This is a genomic window from Pseudomonas maumuensis (assembly GCF_019139675.1).
Classification (GTDB): Bacteria; Pseudomonadota; Gammaproteobacteria; order Pseudomonadales; family Pseudomonadaceae; genus Aquipseudomonas; species Aquipseudomonas maumuensis.
The window spans coordinates 5,270,186-5,288,236 of sequence record NZ_CP077077.1 but is presented as its reverse complement, the minus strand read 5'-3'; the positions used below and the strand labels follow the sequence as shown (position 1 = coordinate 5,288,236).

Genomic DNA, 18,051 nt, shown 5'->3' with positions numbered 1-18,051 from the left:
CAAGCCTCTGTACAAAAGTTGCTCAAAAGCTGAGCAATTTCCGCTATAATTCGCGCCCCTCATTTTCGGTAGGCCCTGGGCGCGCTGTTAAACCAATGAAACTTATCGTCAAAGTCTTCCCAGAAATCACCATCAAGAGCCGGCCGGTGCGCAAGCGCTTCATCCGCCAGCTCGCCAAGAACATCCGCAACGTGCTCAAGGACCTTGATCCCGAGCTCGCGGTCGATGGTGTCTGGGACAATCTCGAGGTGGTCACCCGCGTCGAGGACGAAAGGATCCAGCGCGAGATGATCGAGCGCCTCACCTGCACGCCGGGTATCACCCACTTCCTGCAGGTCGAGGAGTATCCCCTGGGCGACTTCGATGACATCGTCGCCAAGTGCAAGCACCACTTCGGTCACCTGCTGGCCGGCAAGCACTTCGCCGTACGTTGCAAGCGCGGCGGCCACCACGACTTCACCTCGATGGACGTCGACCGCTACGTTGGCAGCCAGTTGCGCCAGCAGTGCGGCGCCGCCGGCATCGAGCTGAAGAAGCCGGAAGTCCTGGTGCGCATCGAGATCCGCGACCAGCGCCTGTACGTGATCCACAACCAGCACGACGGCATCGGCGGCTACCCGCTGGGCGCCCTGGAGCAGACCCTGGTACTGATGTCCGGTGGTTTCGACTCCACCGTGGCGGCCTACCAGATGATGCGTCGTGGCCTGATGACCCATTTCTGCTTCTTCAACCTAGGCGGCCGTGCCCACGAGCTGGGGGTGATGGAAGTGGCCCACTTCCTGTGGAAGAAGTACGGCAGCAGCCAGCGCGTGCTGTTCATCAGCGTGCCGTTCGAGGAAGTGGTCGGCGAGATCCTCAACAAGGTCGACAACAGCTACATGGGCGTCACCCTCAAGCGCATGATGCTGCGCGGCGCCGCGCACATGGCCGACCGTCTGCAGATCGATGCGCTGGTCACTGGCGAAGCGATCTCCCAGGTGTCGAGCCAGACCTTGCCGAACCTGTCGATCATCGACTCGGCCACCGACAAGCTGGTGCTGCGCCCCCTGCTGGCCAGCCACAAGCAGGACATCATCGACCAGGCCACCGAAATCGGTACCGCCGACTTCGCCAAGCACATGCCCGAATATTGCGGCGTGATCTCGGTGAACCCGACTACCCATGCCAAGCGTCACCGCATGGAGCACGAAGAGAAGCAGTTCGACATGGCCGTGCTGGAGCGCGCCCTGGAGCGTGCCAAGTTCATCTCCATCGACCATGTGATCGACGAGTTGGGCAAGGACATCGAAATCGAGGAAGTGGCCGAGGCGCTGCCAGGCCAGATCGTCATCGACATTCGTCACCCCGATGCCCAGGAAGACGAACCTCTGGTGCTGGAAGGCATCGAAGTTCAGGCCATGCCGTTCTACGCCATCAACAGCAAGTTCAAGCACCTGGACCCCACGCGCCAGTACTTGCTGTATTGCGACAAGGGTGTGATGAGCCGTCTGCACGCACACCACCTGCTCAGTGAGGGACATGCCAATGTGCGTGTTTATCGTCCGACATAAGACGCCAGGGCTGTATGGCGGCAGCATCCGCCATCGCCCTCCCGACCACCGGGCCCGCTGAGCCGTAAACCGTACATATTGGCCGCCTACACTGGGCGGCAACCGAATCCTCTGATCGAGATACAGTTGTGATCGAAAATCTGCGTAACATCGCCATCATCGCCCACGTTGACCATGGTAAAACCACCCTGGTCGACAAACTCCTGCGCCAGTCCGGCACCCTGGAGCGTAACGAGCTCAACGACGAGCGCGTCATGGACTCCAACGACCAGGAAAAAGAGCGCGGCATTACCATCCTGGCGAAAAACACCGCCATCAACTGGAACGGCTACCACATCAACATCGTCGACACCCCCGGCCACGCCGACTTCGGTGGCGAGGTTGAGCGTGTAATGTCGATGGTCGACTCCGTGCTGCTGCTGGTCGACGCCCAGGACGGCCCGATGCCGCAAACCCGCTTCGTGACCAAGAAGGCCTTCGAAGCTGGCCTGAAGCCAATCGTCGTGATCAACAAGGTCGACCGTCCGGGCGCGCGTCCTGACTGGGTTCTGGACCAGATCTTCGACCTGTTCGACAACCTCGGCGCCACCGACGAACAGCTGGACTTCAAAGTCGTCTACGCCTCGGCCCTGAACGGCATCGCAGGTCTGGACCACACCGCCATGGGCGAAGACATGACCGCCCTGTACCAGTCGATCGTCGACAACGTACCGGCGCCGGACGTTGACCGTGACGGTTCGTTCCAGATGCAGATCTCGGCACTGGACTACAACAGCTTCCTCGGCGTTATCGGCGTTGGCCGTATCGCCCGTGGCCGCATCAAGCCGAACACCCCGGTTGTTGCCATCGATGTCGACGGCAAGAAGCGTAACGGCCGTATCCTCAAGCTGATGGGTCACCACGGTCTGCACCGCGTTGACGTCGAAGAAGCCCAGGCTGGCGACATCGTCTGCATCAGCGGTTTCGACGAGCTGTTCATCTCCGACACCCTGTGCGCCCCGGACGCGGTAGAAGCGATGAAGCCGCTGACCGTCGACGAGCCAACCGTCTCGATGACCTTCCAGGTCAACGACTCGCCGTTCTGCGGCAAGGAAGGCAAGTTCGTCACCAGCCGTAACATCAAGGACCGTCTGGACAAAGAGCTGCTGTACAACGTTGCCCTGCGCGTTCAGGAAACCGATTCCCCAGACAAGTTCAAGGTCTCGGGCCGTGGTGAGCTGCACCTGTCCGTTCTGATCGAAACCATGCGCCGTGAAGGCTTCGAGATGGCCGTAGGCCGTCCTGAAGTGATCATCCGCGAAGTCGACGGCGTCAAGCAGGAGCCGTTCGAGAACGTCACCATCGACATCCCTGAAGAATCCCAGGGCAAGGTCATGGAAGAAATGGGTCTGCGTAAAGGCGACCTGACCAACATGGTGCCGGATGGCAAGGGCCGTGTGCGCCTGGAATACAACATTCCAGCCCGTGGTCTGATCGGTTTCCGTAACCAGTTCCTGACCCTGACCAACGGTGCAGGCATCCTGACCTCGATCTTCGATCGCTACGACACCATGAAGTCGGGCCAGATGTCCGGCCGTCTGAACGGTGTTCTGGTTTCGGTCGAGACCGGCAAGGCACTGACCTACTCCCTGGAAACCCTGCAGGCGCGCGGCAAGCTGTTCGTCGAGCACGGCCAGGAGATCTACAACGGTCAGATCATCGGCCTGAACAGCCGTGACAACGACCTGGGCGTGAACCCGACCAAAGGCAAGAAGCTCGACAACATGCGTGCTTCGGGCAAGGACGAAGTCATCGCCCTGGTTCCGCCGGTTCGCCACACCCTCGAACAGGCCCTGGAATTCATCCAGGACGACGAGCTGTGCGAAGTGACTCCTAAGTCGATCCGTCTGCGCAAGAAGATCCTGGACGAAGGCGAGCGTACCCGCGCTGCCAAGAAAGCCAAGAACTGAGTTAGCTCAGGCGCAATGAAAACGCCCCCGGTCGAAAGGCCGGGGGCGTTTTTGTTTGCCTTCAGAAATACGGGCCGCTATGCAGCCCCGGCATTTCCGGCGTGGCGCAGTCTCAGCGCCCGACCACCTTGGGCTTGTACGCACAGTACCCCGGCCGCGGCCCGACCTTGGGGTGGTTGCGGCAGGTATCCGGGCGCTTGTCGTAGATGGTGCATAGACGGCTCTTGCGATCCAGGTACATGCAGTCATCGTTGCTCATCCGGGTCAGGGTGAAGATCCCCGACTTCTGGTTGAAACGCTCGATGATGCCTTCCTTCTGCAGGCGTTTGGCCACGTTCTTCGGCGGCTCGTCTTTCTCGAATTCGTCCACCACGCCAATGCGGATCAGATCCTTGATCTTCACCTCCACCGGCAGGGTGCAGCAGGTCGAGTGGCAGCCACCGCACATATGGCTGGCATAGCGCTGCCAGGTTTCCAGGCGGTCGACTTCGGCGGCGGCGATCAGGGTCGTTTTCATGGTTATGGGGTGAATCACGGTCTTGGGGCGCGCGATCATACCGGAGTTGTTCAATTTGTGAACAACCTTTTGCCCGATTCCCCTGGCGGTTGATGAAAACCGCGAACGCTCGCTGTCGCTGTGTGTCAGAGCGTCTAGGCTGAACACTCTCCCTGCGCTTTCGCCTACTTGCCCGAGGATGCCGCATGTCCCAGGAAAACAAGGCCCGTGAGGCCAAAGCTCATACCGACGAGGTGGCCGCGTTCCGCGCCGCCGTGCTGGCCAAGCTGACCTACGCCGTTGGCAAGGACCCGGAACACGCCTTCGACCACGACTGGTTCGAGGCCATTGCCCTGGCTGCCCGCGACCATATGGTCGATCACTGGATGGATCACACTCGCCAGGCGTATCGACGTAGCCAGAAGCGGGTGTATTACCTCTCCCTCGAATTCCTCATCGGCCGCCTGCTGTACGACAGCCTGAGCAACCTCGGTTACCTGGAGATCGCCCGCGAGGCCCTCGAAGGGCTGGATGTCGACCTGGAGCGCATCCGCCTGCTCGAGCCCGATGCGGCGCTGGGCAATGGTGGCCTCGGGCGCCTGGCGGCGTGCTTCATGGAGAGCATGTCGACCCTGGGTATCGCCGCCCATGGTTATGGCATCCGCTACGAGCATGGGTTGTTCCGTCAGGCGGTGGTCGATGGCTGGCAGCAGGAGCAGACCGAGAACTGGCTGGATTTCGGCAACCCCTGGGAGTTCGAGCGGGCCGAGGTGATCTACCCGATCAGTTTCGGCGGCAGCGTCGAGACCGTGCATGAAGGCAATGGTCAGCAGCGTCAGGTCTGGTGGCCGGGCGAGACGGTGCGGGCGGTGGCCTACGATACGCCAGTGGTCGGCTGGCGCGGTTCCAGTGTCAACACCTTGCGCCTGTGGCGTGCCCGGGCGCTGGAGGAGCTGCACTTGGAGCGCTTCAATGCCGGTGATCACCTGGGCGCGGTGGCCGAGGTGGCCCGTGCCGAAAGCATCTCGCGGGTGCTATACCCGGCCGACAGCACCGAGGCGGGCCAGGAACTGCGCCTGCGTCAGGAGTACTTCTTCGTTTCGGCCTCGCTGCAGGACCTGCTGCGGCGCCACCTGAACATGCACAAGGACCTGCTCAACCTGCCGGACGCCGCGGCCATCCAGCTCAACGACACCCACCCGTCGATTGCCGTGGCCGAGCTGATGCGCCTGCTGGTCGACCAGCACGAAATCCCCTGGGACAAAGCGTGGGCGCTGACCGTCGGCACCCTGGCCTACACCAACCACACCTTGTTGCCCGAAGCCCTGGAAACCTGGCCGGTGGCATTGATGGAGCGCATGCTGCCGCGGCACATGCAGATCATCTACCTGATCAACGCCTACCATATCGACGCACTGCGGGCCAAAGGCCTGCACGACTTCGACGTGCTGCGCGCGGTGTCGTTGATCGAGGAGGACAATGGCCGGCGGGTGCGCATGGGCAACCTGGCGTTCCTCGGCTCGCACAGCGTCAACGGTGTGTCGGCGCTGCACAGCAAGCTGATGAAAAGCACGGTGTTCGCCGAGCTGCACAAGCTCTACCCGCAGCGGATCAACAACAAGACCAACGGCATCACCTTCCGCCGTTGGCTGTACCAGGCCAACCCACCGCTCACGGCGATGCTGATCGAAGCGCTGGGGCCGGAAGTGCTGGATGACCCGGAAGGCAAGCTCAAGGCCCTGGCGCCTTTCGCCGACAAGGCCACCTTCCGCAAGCAGTTCGCCGCCCAGCGCCTGCACAGCAAGCGCGCCCTGGCCAGCATCATCCAGGACAGGCTGGGGGTGACGGTGAATCCGGAGGCGCTGTTCGACGTCCAGGTCAAGCGTATCCACGAGTACAAGCGCCAGTTGCTCAACCTGCTGCATACGGTGGCGCTGTACCAGGCGATCCGCAACGACCCCGGCACCGACTGGGTGCCGAGGGTGAAGATCTTCGCCGGCAAGGCGGCGGCCAGTTACCACCAGGCCAAGCTGATCATCAAGCTGGCCAACGACATCGCCCGGGTGGTCAATAACGACCCCACCGTGCGCGGCCTGCTCAAGGTGGTGTTCCTGCCCAACTACAACGTCAGCCTGGCCGAGAGCATCATCCCGGCGGCGGACCTGTCCGAGCAGATTTCCACCGCCGGCTACGAGGCCTCTGGCACCAGCAACATGAAGTTCGGCCTCAATGGCGCGCTGACCATCGGCACGCTCGACGGTGCCAACGTCGAGATGTGCGAGCAGGTGGGGGCGGAGAACATGTTCATCTTCGGCCTGACCGCCCAGCAGGTGGAGGCGCGCAAACGCAGCGGCGACTTTGGCGCCGCGTCGGCAATCGCCGCTTCCCATCGCCTGGGCGACGTGCTGCAGGCGATTCGCAGCGGTGTGTTCTCGCCTGATGATTCGGCGCGCTATGCCGGGTTGGTTGACGGTCTGATCGCCTATGACCGCTTCCTGGTGTGCGCCGACTTCGATGCCTACTGGGACGCCCAGCGGCGGGTCGAGGAACTGTGGCATGCGCCGCAGGACTGGTGGCGCGTGGCGGTGCTGAACACGGCGCGGATGGGCTGGTTCTCGTCGGACCGGACCATTCGCGAGTATGCGACCGAGATCTGGAAGGCCTTGGATTAGCACATCGGGGCCGCTTTGCGGCCCATCGCCGGCAAGCCGGCTCCCACAAAGATCCACAGCACCGCCAAACTCTGTGGGAGCCGGCTTGCCGGCGATGGCTGCGCAGCAGCCCTAATCGACAAGCTGCGTGAACTCAAAGCCCAATGAGCCCTCTGATCTGCCACACGAGTCTCTTTGCTCGCTAGCCCGTCACTCTCCCTGTAAACTGCGGGGGTTTTTCTCCCCCTTTCCTTTTCGGAGCCATACATGTCCCGCGTTACCCTGAGTCGCTATCTGATTGAGCAGACCCGCAGCAACAATACCCCTGCCGATCTGCGCTTCCTGATCGAAGTGGTGGCGCGTGCGTGCAAGGAGATCAGCCACCACGTGTCCAAGGGCGCCCTGGGCGGCGTGCTGGGCAGCATGGGCACCGAGAACGTGCAGGGCGAAGTGCAGAAGAAGCTCGACGTGATCTCCAACGACATTCTGCTCGAGGCCAACGAGTGGGGCGGTCACCTGGCCGGCATGGCCTCCGAAGAGATGGACAATGCCTACCAGATCCCGGGCAAGTACCCCAAAGGCGCCTACCTGCTGGTCTTCGACCCGCTGGACGGCTCGTCGAACATCGACGTCAACGTCTCGGTCGGCACCATCTTCTCGGTGCTGCGTTGCCCTAACGAGTACCTGAGCCAGAACGAAACCCTGAACGAGAATGCATTCCTGCAGCCGGGCACCCAGCAGGTCGCCGCCGGTTATGCCATCTACGGCCCGCAGACCATGCTGATCCTGACCCTGGGCAACGGCGTCAAGGGCTTCACCCTGGATCGTGAACTGGGCAGCTTCGTCCTGACCCACGAGAACATCCGCGTCCCGGAAACCACTGCCGAGTTCGCCATCAACATGTCCAACCAGCGCCACTGGGAAGCCCCGGTGCAGCGCTATGTGGGCGAGCTGCTGGCCGGCGAGACCGGGCCGCTGAAAAAGAACTACAACATGCGCTGGATCGCTTCGATGGTCGCTGATGTGCATCGCATCCTGACCCGTGGCGGCCTGTTCATGTACCCACGCGATGCCCGCGAGCCGAGCAAGCCGGGCAAGCTGCGCCTGATGTACGAAGCCAACCCGATGTCGTTCATCATCGAACAGGCCGGCGGCGCGTCCACCAACGGTTACGAGCGTATCCTCGACATCAAGCCGGAGAGCCTGCACCAGCGCGTGTCGGTGATCCTCGGCTCGAAGGAAGAGGTCGAGCGCGTCACCGCCTATCACAAGGAGTAAGTCATGCTCGCACCTTGGCAGCCGTTGCTGGAATGGTGGTTCGGTTGGGGCACGAGTCCCCAGGCCGTGGCTGACGAGAAGAACACGCTGTGGTTCGGCAAGCATCACGACGCCGATGCCCAGGCGCTGTTCGGCGACCTGGTCGAGCAAGCCCTGGCGGGCGGGCTCGACGAGTGGCAGCAGAGCCCCCAGGGCTGGCTCGGTCTGCTGCTGCTGCTGGATCAGCTGCCGCGCATGATCTATCGCGACACGCCGCGTGCCTTCGAGGGCGACCGGCGTGCCCAGGTAGTGGCCATGCAGGGGTTGCAGAAGGGCTGGGACTACCAGCTGCTGCCGATCCAGCGGGTGTTCGTGCTGCTGGTGCTGGAGCATGCCGAGGTGCTGGACTGGCAGAACCTGTGCGTCGAGCGTTACCGGACCTTGCTGGACGAGCAGCCCGAGGCCAACCGTCGGTTGTTCGAAGGTTTCCTCGACTATGCCGAGCAGCACCAGCGGGTGATCGCCCGCTTCGGGCGCTTCCCGCACCGCAACCTGGTGCTGAACCGCCCGAGCACCAGTGAAGAGATGGACTTCTTGCTGGAGCCTGGGTCCAGGTTCTAGTGCCAGTGGGGCTGCTTTGCAGCCCTATCGCTGGCAAGCCAGCTCCCACAGGATAAGCGCTGCCCTCGGCCTGTGGGAGCTGGCTTGCCAGCGATGGGCCGCGGAGCGGCCCCAGCCATCTCAGATCCTGAAGCTGCCCACCAGATGCTTCAACCGCTCGACCTGATGCTCCAGGTCGGTGCAGGCACGCAAGGTGCTCTGCAGGTTCTGCACCCCTTCCTGATTCAGCGTATTGATCTCGGTGATGTCGACATTGATCGACTCGACCACGGCCGTCTGCTCTTCGGTGGCGGTGGCCACCGACTGGTTCATGCCGTCGATCTCGCCGATGCGCTGGGTGACGCTGCCCAGGCGTTCGCCAGCCTGGTTGGCGATGCCGACGCTGCGGTCGCTGTGCTGCTGGCTCTGGTTCATGGTGCTCACGGCCACCTGGGCTCCGGCTTGCAGCTCCTCGATCAGGCGCTGGACCTGCTGTGCCGAGTCCTGGGTGCGGTGTGCCAGGTTGCGCACCTCGTCGGCCACCACCGCGAAACCGCGCCCGGCTTCGCCGGCACGGGCTGCCTCGATGGCCGCGTTGAGCGCCAGTAGGTTGGTCTGCTGCGAAATGCCGCTGATCACATCGAGGATCTGACCGATGTTCGCCGTGTGGTTGTTCAGCGTCTCAATGTTGCCGCTGGCATCACTGATGCGCGCCGATAGCTGGTTCATCACATCGATGGTCTCGCCGACCACTTGCTGGCCTTCCTCGGCCAGGCCGCGGGCGGCGCTGGAGTGCTGCGAGGCGAGGGCGGCGTTCTGGGCGATTTCCTGGGCGGCGGCACCGAGCTGGTTGATCGCCGCGGCGACACTGCTGGTGCGGCTGGACTGCTGGTCGGCGTTGTGGATCGAGGCGTTCGAGGCGCTGACCACCTGACCGGCCACGGCATTCACCTGGCCGGTGGCCGAGGCCACTTCGCGGATCGAATCGTGGATCCGCTCGACGAAGCGGTTGAACGACTGCGCCAGGCTGCCGAACTCGTCCTGGGCGTGGATGGCCAGGCGCCGGGTCAGGTCGCCTTCGCCCTCGGCGATGTCGCGCATGGCGCGGCCCATGACGTGCAGCGGTTCCATCAGCACACGGATCAGCAAGCCGAGCAGGGCGATGATTACTACCACCGCGATCAGTGTCGCCACCACGGCCGAAGTGCGCAGTTCGCCGAGCATGGCGAAGGCCGCATCCTGGTCCAACACCAGCGCCACGTACCAATCTGCCGACGGCACGCCATCGACGTGGGTGAAGCTGATGAACTGCTTGCGACCCTCGACCTCCACTTCCTTCAGGCCGCTGCCGATGCGCAGGTTGCTGCCAGGGTAGACCTCCGCCAGGGGCTTGAGCGCCAGTTCGCCCTTGGGGTGGATAAGCACCTTGCCCTCGCCGTTGACGATGAAGGCGTGCCCATGGCCGCCGAAGTCCAGGGTGTTGATCAGGTTGCTGATGGTCTGCAGATCGGTGTCGACACCGCTTACGCCGATCATGCGCCCGCCCTGTTGCACCGGAGTGGCCAGGGTAATTACCAGCTTGCCGGCCGATACCGAGATGTACGGTTCGGTGACGATGGTCTGGCCTGCGGCGCTGGCCGCCTTGTACCAGCCGCGCACGCGCGGGTCGTAGTCGGCAGCGCGGTTGCCCACCGGCACCGACTGCATGCTGCCGTCCTGGCCGCCGAAGTAGGTGAGGATGAAGTTGCTGCCGTACACCGGCAGCGCCAGGATGCGCTCGAGGCTGCTCTTGGCGGGACCGTCGACGGCAACCTGCTGGGCCACCGAGTTCACCAGCTGGATGCGGCTGTCGAGCCAGGTGCGGATGTTGCCGGCGGTAAGGTTGCCCAGCGATTGCAGCGTCGATTCGGTGTCGCTACGCAGCGACTGACGCTGTCGGTAGTCGTTGAACAGGACGAAGCAAGTGAAGGCGACGGCCACCACCAGGGCGGCGGCCAGCAGGATCTTGTGGCTGAACTTGAGGTTCTTGGTCATTTTTCTTGGAATCTGCGCACGGGCACGAAGGGGAGGGGTGCGGCAAAAGGCCACACCACCGCTCTATGTCGACGCGCAGGGATAAAACATTAATCGTTTGCGCGCCAGGCGACCAACGGCGCACGACGAAACCTCGCAAGCCAGGGAACCGAGGAGCGTTTTTCCCTTCTAAGCTCCCTGCAGGCCCTCGCGCCTGTGTATCCATCTCCAGGAGTGTCCCTTCATGTCGTTGCGTTCCCTCGCCCTGTTGTCCTTGTGCGTCGTCCTGACCGCTTGCAGCAAGATCAACCAGGAAAACTATTCCAAGCTCAAGGCCGGCATGAACAAGGCCGAGGTCGAGCAGTTGCTCGGCACGCCCAAGGAGTGTTCCGGCGCGCTGGGCATGAGCAGCTGCACCTGGGGTGACGAGAAGAGCTTCATCAGCGTGCAGTACGCGGCGGACAAGGTGCTGATGTATTCCGGGCAGGGCCTCAAATGAGGCACCTGCACCTGCTGCTGGGCGTGTGCCTGGTGATGCTGCTGGGTGGCTGCGCCACCTCGGCCACCGACCCGCTGGCGCCGAAGACCGCAGGTGCGGTCGACCTCAAGCGTTACCAGGGCAAATGGTTCGAGCTGGCGCGCCTGCCAATGAAGTACCAGGACGGTTGCGCCCAGTCCGAGGCCCATTACAACCTCAAGCCCGATGGCACGGTCGGCGTGCTTAATCGCTGCCGTACCCTGGGTGACGAATGGCTGCGTGCAGAGGGCCATGCCACGCCGCAGCAGGCGGGCCACACCGACAAGCTGTGGGTGGAGTTCGACAATTGGTTCACCCGCCTGGTGCCCGGGGTGGCCAAGGGGGACTACTGGATCCTGTTCGTCGACGAGCGCTATCGCACGGCGATCGTCGGCAGCCCGGACCGCAAGTACTTGTGGATTCTTTCGCGTACGCCATCGTTGCCGGCGTGGGAGCGGGAAAACCTGTTGGCCAAGGCGCGGCAGCAGGGCTTCGATACCAGCCGCCTGATCTGGCGCACGCCCGACAAGAGCATCGTCGCCCGGCATTGAGGACGCCATCGCGGGGCCCGCTCCCCATACGTACCTGTGGGAGCGGGCTCCGCGATGTTTCGACTGTCAGTCCAGCAACTGTCGCAGCACTTGTACAAACGCTGCCGCGCTTTGCTCCTCCTGCTCATGCCGCCCTTGGCGCACCACCCACTGCCCGTTGACCATCACATCGCGCACCTGGCGATCAGAACCCGCGAACAACCAGCGGTTGAGAATGGCATCGCCGTCGGCCACGGCCAGATACGGATCCTGCCCATCCAGTACCAGCCAGTCCGCCCGCTTGCCCACGGCCAGTTCGCCGATCGGCTGCCCCAGCGCCTGGGCACCGCCCAGTAGCGCGGCGTCGTACAAGGTGCGCCCAACCATCGGCTGATCGGCGCGATACAGGCGATTGCGCCGCTGGTCACGCAGGCGCTGGCCGTATTCCAGCCAGCGCAGTTCCTCGACCACGCTCAAGGACACATGGCTGTCCGAGCCGATACCCATCCGCCCGCCCTGGGCCAGGTAGTCCACCGCCGGGAAGATGCCGTCACCCAGGTTCGCCTCGGTGGTCAGGCACAGGCCGGCCACCGCGCCACTGCGGGCCATGGCGGCGACTTCGTCGGCTTCGGCGTGGGTAGCGTGGACCAGGCACCAGCGCTGATCGACATCGACATGCTCGTACAGCCATTGCAGCGGACGGCGGCGGCTCCAGGCCAGGCAGTCATCGACTTCCTTCTGTTGCTCGGCAATGTGGATATGGATCGGGCAGGACTTGTCGCTGGCACCGAGCACATCGGCGATCTGCCCTGGTGTCACGGCGCGCAGCGAGTGGAAGCACAGTCCCAGCGCCTGCGCCGGCTGTTGTGCCAGCAATGGCGCTAGCTGCTGTTGCAGTTGCAGGTATTGTTCGGTTGAGTTGATGAAGCGCCGTTGGCCGTCATTGGGCGCCTGGCCGCCGAACCCGGCATGGCTGTACAGGACCGGCAGCAAGGTCAGGCCGATGCCGCTGGTGGCGGCGGCGGCGCTGATGCGTCGCGACAGTTCGGCGGGGTCGGCGTAGGCGTGGCCGTTCTGGTCATGATGCACATAGTGGAACTCGGCCACCGAGGTATAGCCGGCCTTGAGCATCTCGATGTATAGCTGGCGGGCGATAACCTGCAGCTGTCCGGGTGTGATGCGGCCTACCAGGCGGTACATCAGCTCGCGCCAGGTCCAGAAGCTGTCGTTGGGGTTGCCGGCCACTTCCGCCAGCCCGGCCATGGCCCGCTGGAACGCGTGCGAGTGCAGATTGGGCATGCCCGGCAGCAAAGGCCCGGCCAGGCGCTCGGCGCCATCGGCGCTGGCATCGGCCTCGATCGAGGCCAGCCGACCGTCGGTAGCGACCTCCAGGCGGACATTGCGGGCCCAGCCCGAAGGGAGCAAGGCGCGTTCGGCGAAGTAGGCGGGCATCGGTAAAATCCTGTTATTGTTAACTTGTATATACATATACAGCCGTTTGCCTGCCGGGTAAACTCCGGCAAGCTACCGTTCACTCCAACCGCACAAGGATTCAACGCCGTGCCGACACTTCCTGTCTCCGCGCTGGTTGCCCAGATGGGCGAAGGGCCGGCGCCGCTCTACGCCCGGGTGAAGCAGATGATCATCCAGCAGATCGAGAGCGGCAGCTGGCCGCCTCATCACCGGGTGCCCTCGGAAAGCGAACTGGTCAGCGAGCTGGGTTTCAGCCGTATGACCATCAACCGCGCCCTGCGCGAACTCACCGCCGAAGGCCTGCTGGTGCGCATGCAGGGCGTCGGCACCTTCGTCGCCGAACCCAAGAGCCGCTCGGCGCTGTTCGAGGTCAACAACATCGCCGACGAGATCGCCGGGCGTGGCCACCAGCATAGCTGCCAGGTGATCAAGCTCGCCGAGGAAGCCGCCGGCTCCGAGCGCGCCCTGGCCTTGGACATGCGCGAAGGTCAGCGGGTGTTCCACTCGCTGATCGTGCATTACGAAAATGGCGTGCCGGTGCAGATCGAGGACCGCTACGTCAACGCCGCCATCGCTCCGGATTACCTCAAGCAGGATTTCACCCGGCAGACGCCCTACGCCTATCTGTCGCAGGTTGCGCCGCTGACTGAAGGCGAGCACGTGGTCGAGGCGATTCTTGCCGAGGCTGAAGAATGCAAGCTGTTGCAGATCGAGCGGGGCGAGCCGTGCCTGCTGATCCGCCGCCGTACTTGGTCGGGGCGCCAGCCGGTCACCGCCGCGCGCCTTATCCACCCAGGTTCCCGTCACCGTCTGGAAGGACGATTCAGCAAATGACCCAGTTGCAGCTGTTGCGTGCCCAGGATTATCCGCGCATGCCCTGGAAGAACGGTGGCGGTTTCACCGAAGAGATCACCCGCGACGCTGGCGACAGCCTGGACGGTTTTGGCTGGCGCCTGTCGATCGCCGATATCGAGGAGTCTGGTGGTTTTTCCAGCTTCGCCGGGTACCAGCGGATCATCACCGTGTTGCAGGGCGACGGTATGCGCCTGCTGGTCGATGGCCAGGCCAGCCGGCCGTTGCTGCCATTCGACGCCTTCGCCTTCAGTGGCGAAAGCCAGGTGAGCTGCAAGCTGTTGGGCGGGGCGATCCGCGATTTCAACCTGATCTATGCGCCGCAGCGGTATGGGACGCGGTTGCAGTGGTTCGATGGTTCGAATCGGTTGTTCAGCTCGGCTTCGACGCTGTTGCTGTTTGCCGCCAGCACTCACGTCGAGGTGGGGCTGGCTGGGGAGGAGACGCAGCAGCTTGGGCGCTATGACTGCCTGCGTGTCGATGGCAATGAAGGGTTGCTGGAAATGGATGTACAGGGGCGATTCTGCCTGATCGAGCTGATTTCACACTGATCTGTCATTGCTGAAAGGGGGCTGCTGTGCAGCCCCATCGCTGGCAAGCCAGCTCCCACAGGGTTCACTTGACCCATGTGGGAGCTGGCTTGCCAGCGATGGGGCGCGTAGCGGCCCCTTTTTCGTTTTTCATCCGAGGAATGGTCACTCTTTTTTAGTTGCCTATGCTTGTACATACAAGTAAAGGTGTGTTTGTATAGTCGCCACGACACACACATGCCGTCGGACGACCGCAGAGGACATCCCCGTGACTGACAACAACAAGTACCGTGACGTAGAAATCCGTGCCCCGCGTGGCAACAAGCTGACCGCCAAAAGCTGGCTGACCGAAGCGCCGCTGCGCATGCTGATGAACAACCTCGACCCACAGGTCGCCGAAAACCCCAAAGAGCTGGTGGTATACGGTGGCATCGGTCGCGCCGCACGCAATTGGGAGTGCTACGACAAGATCGTCGAAACCCTGACCCGCCTGGAAGACGACGAAACCCTGCTGGTGCAGTCGGGCAAGCCGGTCGGCGTGTTCAAGACCCACAGCAACGCCCCACGCGTGCTGATCGCCAACTCCAACCTGGTGCCGCACTGGGCGAACTGGGAACACTTCAACGAACTGGATGCCAAGGGCCTGGCCATGTACGGCCAGATGACCGCCGGCAGCTGGATCTACATCGGTAGCCAGGGCATCGTCCAGGGTACCTACGAAACCTTCGTCGAAGCCGGCCGCCAGCACTACAACGGCAGCCTCAAGGGCAAGTGGGTACTAACCGCGGGCCTGGGCGGCATGGGCGGCGCGCAGCCACTGGCGGCAACACTTGCCGGCGCTTGCTCGCTGAACATCGAGTGCCAGCAGAGCCGCATCGACTTCCGCCTCGAGACCCGCTACGTCGACGAGCAGGCCACTGATCTGGACGACGCCCTGGCGCGCATCGCCAAGTACACCGCCGAAGGCAAGGCCATCTCCATCGCCCTGCACGGCAACGCCGCCGAAATCCTGCCTGAGCTGGTCAAGCGTGGCGTGCGCCCGGACATGGTCACCGACCAGACCAGCGCCCACGACCCGCTCAACGGCTACCTGCCGGCTGGCTGGACCTGGGAGCAGTACCGCGACCGCGCTGTGACCGACCCGGCAGGCGTGGTCAAGGCCGCCAAACAGTCGATGGCCGTACATGTACAAGCCATGCTCGACTTCCAGAAGCAGGGCATCCCGACCTTCGACTACGGCAACAACATCCGCCAGATGGCCAAGGAAGAAGGCGTGGCCAACGCCTTCGACTTCCCGGGCTTCGTCCCGGCCTATATCCGCCCGCTGTTCTGCCGCGGCGTCGGCCCATTCCGTTGGGCCGCGCTGTCCGGCGATGCCGAGGACATCTACAAGACCGACGCCAAGGTCAAGGAACTGATCCCCGACGACGCCCACCTGCACCGCTGGCTGGACATGGCCCGCGAGCGCATCAGCTTCCAGGGCCTGCCGGCGCGCATCTGCTGGGTTGGCCTGGGCCTGCGCGCCAAGCTGGGCCTGGCGTTCAACGAGATGGTGCGCAGCGGCGAGCTGTCGGCACCCGTCGTCATCGGCCGTGACCACCTGGACTCGGGCTCGGTATCCAGCCCCAACCGCGAAACCGAAGCCATGCGCGACGGCTCCGACGCGGTCTCCGACTGGCCACTGCTCAACGCCCTGCTCAACACCGCGGGCGGCGCCACCTGGGTTTCGCTGCACCACGGCGGTGGCGTGGGCATGGGCTTCTCCCAGCACTCGGGCATGGTCATCGTCTGTGACGGTACCGACGAAGCCGCTGAGCGTATCGCCCGCGTACTGACCAACGACCCGGGCACCGGCGTGATGCGCCACGCCGACGCCGGCTACCAGATCGCCATCGACTGCGCCAAGGAGCAGGGCCTGGACCTGCCGATGATCACCGGCTGATCGTCGCGCTTTGGATCGCACCCTGCACGGGTGATACTGAACAACAAGAAGGGGGCCATGGCCCCCATGCGATTGGAGTAGCGAAGTGACCGAATTGACCCTCAAGCCCGGCACCCTGACCCTGGCCCAGCTGCGCGCCATCCACGCCGCGCCCGTGCGCCTGCAGCTCGATGCCAGCGCCGCGCCCGCCATCGACGCCAGCGTCGCCTGCGTCGAGCAGATCATCGCCGAAGACCGTACCGCCTACGGCATCAACACCGGTTTCGGCCTGCTGGCCTCGACCCGCATCGCCAGCCACGACCTGGAAAACCTGCAGCGCTCGCTGGTGCTGTCCCACGCCGCCGGTATCGGCGCGCCGCTGGATGACGACCTGGTGCGACTGATCATGGTGCTCAAGATCAACAGCCTCAGCCGTGGCTTCTCCGGCATCCGCCGCAAAGTCATCGATGCGCTGATCGGCCTGGTCAACGCCGAAGTCTATCCGCACATCCCGCTGAAAGGTTCGGTCGGCGCCTCTGGTGACCTCGCGCCGCTGGCGCACATGTCGCTGGTGCTACTGGGCGAGGGCAAGGCCCGCTACAAGGGCCAATGGTTGCCGGCCACCGAAGCCCTGGCCGTCGCCGGCCTGGAGCCGTTGACCCTGGCAGCGAAAGAGGGCCTGGCCTTGCTCAACGGCACCCAGGCCTCCACCGCCTACGCCCTGCGTGGCCTGTTCCAGGCAGAAGACCTGTACGCCGCGGCCATCGCCTGTGGCGGCCTGAGCGTCGAGGCGGCGCTGGGTTCGCGCTCGCCGTTCGATGCGCGCATCCATGAAGTGCGCGGCCAGCGTGGCCAGATCGATACCGCCGCCTGCTTCCGCGACCTGCTGGGCGATTCCAGCGAAGTCTCGCTGTCGCACAAGAACTGCGACAAGGTCCAGGACCCGTACTCCCTGCGCTGCCAGCCGCAAGTCATGGGCGCCTGCCTTACCCAGATCCGCCAGGCCGCCGAAGTGCTGGGCATCGAAGCCAACGCCGTGTCGGACAACCCGCTGGTGTTCGCTGCCGAAGGTGACGTGATCTCCGGTGGCAACTTCCACGCAGAGCCCGTGGCCATGGCTGCCGACAACCTGGCCCTGGCCATCGCCGAGATCGGCTCGCTGAGCGAGCGCCGCATCTCGCTGATGATGGACAAGCACATGTCCCAGCTGCCGCCGTTCCTGGTGGAAAACGGTGGTGTGAATTCCGGCTTCATGATCGCCCAGGTCACCGCTGCCGCCCTGGCCAGCGAGAACAAGGCACTGTCGCACCCGCACAGTGTCGACAGCCTGCCCACTTCGGCCAACCAGGAAGACCATGTGTCGATGGCCCCGGCCGCCGGCAAGCGTCTGTGGGAAATGGCCGAGAACACCCGTGGCGTGCTGGCCATCGAATGGCTGGGCGCCTGCCAGGGCCTGGACCTGCGCAAGGGCCTGAAGACCTCCGCCAAACTGGAACAGGCGCGCCAGGCGCTGCGTCGCGAAGTGCCGCACTATGACCGCGACCGTTTCTTCTCGCCGGATATCGAGGCGGCTGCCGCGTTGCTGGCCAAAGGCACGCTGACCGGGCTGCTGCCGGTGGGCGTTCTGCCAAGCCTGTGATGCCGCTGGGGCCGCTGTGCGGCCCTTTCGCCGGCAAGCCGGCTCCCACAGAGGTGCAGCGCCACTCCCTGTG

General features: G+C 63.8%; 14 protein-coding genes and 1 pseudogene. 11 read left to right on the top strand and 4 right to left on the bottom strand.

Features of this window, described 5'->3' with window-relative positions:
• Positions 1-95 precede the first annotated feature (95 nt).
• Together thiI and typA are read left to right on the top strand one after the other, a co-directional pair.
• On the top strand, positions 96-1,550 hold the full coding sequence (gene thiI / locus KSS90_RS23595; protein ID WP_217867479.1) for a tRNA uracil 4-sulfurtransferase ThiI: 1,455 nt from the start codon (positions 96-98) through the stop codon (positions 1,548-1,550).
• Positions 1,551-1,678: 128 nt separating this feature from the next.
• Positions 1,679-3,499, top strand: a complete 1,821-nt coding sequence (gene typA, locus KSS90_RS23590) for a translational GTPase TypA (protein WP_194789520.1) — start codon at positions 1,679-1,681, stop codon at positions 3,497-3,499.
• A gap of 112 nt (positions 3,500-3,611) precedes the next feature.
• Here the strand turns inward: typA and KSS90_RS23585 are convergent, their stop codons facing one another.
• Positions 3,612-4,016, bottom strand: a complete 405-nt coding sequence (locus KSS90_RS23585) for a YkgJ family cysteine cluster protein (protein WP_016712459.1) — start codon at positions 4,014-4,016, stop codon at positions 3,612-3,614.
• 185 nt (positions 4,017-4,201) lie between these two features.
• On the opposite strand from KSS90_RS23585, the gene KSS90_RS23580 reads away from it, so the two are divergent.
• From KSS90_RS23580 to KSS90_RS23570, 3 genes are all read left to right on the top strand, one after another.
• Positions 4,202-6,667, top strand: coding sequence for a glycogen/starch/alpha-glucan phosphorylase (locus tag KSS90_RS23580; RefSeq protein ID WP_217867478.1), 2,466 nt, complete (start codon positions 4,202-4,204; stop codon positions 6,665-6,667).
• Positions 6,668-6,913: 246 nt separating this feature from the next.
• Entirely contained in the window at positions 6,914-7,924 is a 1,011-nt protein-coding gene (locus KSS90_RS23575) for a class 1 fructose-bisphosphatase (RefSeq protein ID WP_054895279.1), read from the top strand.
• Positions 7,925-7,927: 3 nt separating this feature from the next.
• The gene (locus KSS90_RS23570) at positions 7,928-8,524 is read left to right on the top strand and encodes a DUF924 family protein (protein WP_217867477.1); all 597 of its coding nucleotides are present in this window, start codon (positions 7,928-7,930) and stop codon (positions 8,522-8,524) included.
• A 120-nt stretch (positions 8,525-8,644) separates the two neighbouring features.
• On the opposite strand, the gene KSS90_RS26030 is transcribed toward KSS90_RS23570, so the two are convergent.
• On the bottom strand, positions 8,645-9,433 hold the full coding sequence (locus tag KSS90_RS26030) for a methyl-accepting chemotaxis protein (protein WP_372241261.1): 789 nt from the start codon (positions 9,431-9,433) through the stop codon (positions 8,645-8,647).
• A 66-nt stretch (positions 9,434-9,499) separates the two neighbouring features.
• A pseudogene (locus tag KSS90_RS26025) lies at positions 9,500-10,537 on the bottom strand (cache domain-containing protein); the annotation flags it as partial.
• Positions 10,538-10,760: 223 nt separating this feature from the next.
• On the opposite strand from KSS90_RS26025, the gene bamE reads away from it, so the two are divergent.
• Together bamE and KSS90_RS23555 are read left to right on the top strand one after the other, a co-directional pair.
• A complete protein-coding gene (bamE, locus tag KSS90_RS23560) occupies positions 10,761-11,015 on the top strand; it encodes an outer membrane protein assembly factor BamE domain-containing protein (protein WP_011536093.1) in 255 nt (84 codons plus the stop codon).
• Positions 11,012-11,584: a lipocalin family protein gene (locus KSS90_RS23555; protein ID WP_023631132.1), complete on the top strand. Its 573-nt coding sequence runs from the start codon at positions 11,012-11,014 to the stop codon at positions 11,582-11,584. The genes bamE and KSS90_RS23555 overlap by 4 nt, the downstream gene beginning before the upstream one ends.
• A gap of 66 nt (positions 11,585-11,650) precedes the next feature.
• On the opposite strand, the gene KSS90_RS23550 is transcribed toward KSS90_RS23555, so the two are convergent.
• The gene (locus KSS90_RS23550; RefSeq protein WP_217867475.1) at positions 11,651-13,015 is read right to left on the bottom strand and encodes a formimidoylglutamate deiminase; all 1,365 of its coding nucleotides are present in this window, start codon (positions 13,013-13,015) and stop codon (positions 11,651-11,653) included.
• A 144-nt stretch (positions 13,016-13,159) separates the two neighbouring features.
• Between KSS90_RS23550 and hutC the strand changes: the two genes are divergently transcribed.
• The 4 genes from hutC to hutH all read left to right on the top strand — a co-directional run bounded on the left by hutC (position 13,160) and on the right by hutH (position 17,978).
• A complete protein-coding gene (gene hutC, locus KSS90_RS23545; protein WP_217869848.1) occupies positions 13,160-13,870 on the top strand; it encodes a histidine utilization transcriptional repressor HutC in 711 nt (236 codons plus the stop codon).
• Complete coding sequence (locus tag KSS90_RS23540; RefSeq protein WP_217867474.1) at positions 13,867-14,439, top strand: HutD/Ves family protein; 573 nt, start codon at positions 13,867-13,869, stop codon at positions 14,437-14,439. The genes hutC and KSS90_RS23540 overlap by 4 nt, the downstream gene beginning before the upstream one ends.
• 247 nt (positions 14,440-14,686) lie before the next feature.
• Entirely contained in the window at positions 14,687-16,360 is a 1,674-nt protein-coding gene (hutU, locus tag KSS90_RS23535) for a urocanate hydratase (protein WP_038706939.1), read from the top strand.
• An 85-nt stretch (positions 16,361-16,445) separates the two neighbouring features.
• Positions 16,446-17,978, top strand: a complete 1,533-nt coding sequence (gene hutH / locus KSS90_RS23530; protein WP_217867473.1) for a histidine ammonia-lyase — start codon at positions 16,446-16,448, stop codon at positions 17,976-17,978.
• Positions 17,979-18,051 lie beyond the last annotated feature (73 nt).

Excerpts from the sequence above, each read along its gene's own strand:
- KSS90_RS23585 (WP_016712459.1), bottom strand. The coding sequence starts at position 4,016 with ATGAAAACGACCCTGATCGCCGCCGCCGAAGTCGACCGCCTGGAAACC.
- hutC (WP_217869848.1), top strand. The coding sequence starts at position 13,160 with ATGGGCGAAGGGCCGGCGCCGCTCTACGCCCGGGTGAAGCAGATGATC.
- KSS90_RS23555 (WP_023631132.1), top strand. The coding sequence starts at position 11,012 with ATGAGGCACCTGCACCTGCTGCTGGGCGTGTGCCTGGTGATGCTGCTG.
- KSS90_RS23575 (WP_054895279.1), top strand. The coding sequence starts at position 6,914 with ATGTCCCGCGTTACCCTGAGTCGCTATCTGATTGAGCAGACCCGCAGC.
- KSS90_RS23550 (WP_217867475.1), bottom strand. The coding sequence starts at position 13,015 with ATGCCCGCCTACTTCGCCGAACGCGCCTTGCTCCCTTCGGGCTGGGCC.
- thiI (WP_217867479.1), top strand. The coding sequence starts at position 96 with ATGAAACTTATCGTCAAAGTCTTCCCAGAAATCACCATCAAGAGCCGG.
- bamE (WP_011536093.1), top strand. The coding sequence starts at position 10,761 with ATGTCGTTGCGTTCCCTCGCCCTGTTGTCCTTGTGCGTCGTCCTGACC.
- KSS90_RS23540 (WP_217867474.1), top strand. The coding sequence starts at position 13,867 with ATGACCCAGTTGCAGCTGTTGCGTGCCCAGGATTATCCGCGCATGCCC.
- KSS90_RS23580 (WP_217867478.1), top strand. The coding sequence starts at position 4,202 with ATGTCCCAGGAAAACAAGGCCCGTGAGGCCAAAGCTCATACCGACGAG.
- KSS90_RS23570 (WP_217867477.1), top strand. The coding sequence starts at position 7,928 with ATGCTCGCACCTTGGCAGCCGTTGCTGGAATGGTGGTTCGGTTGGGGC.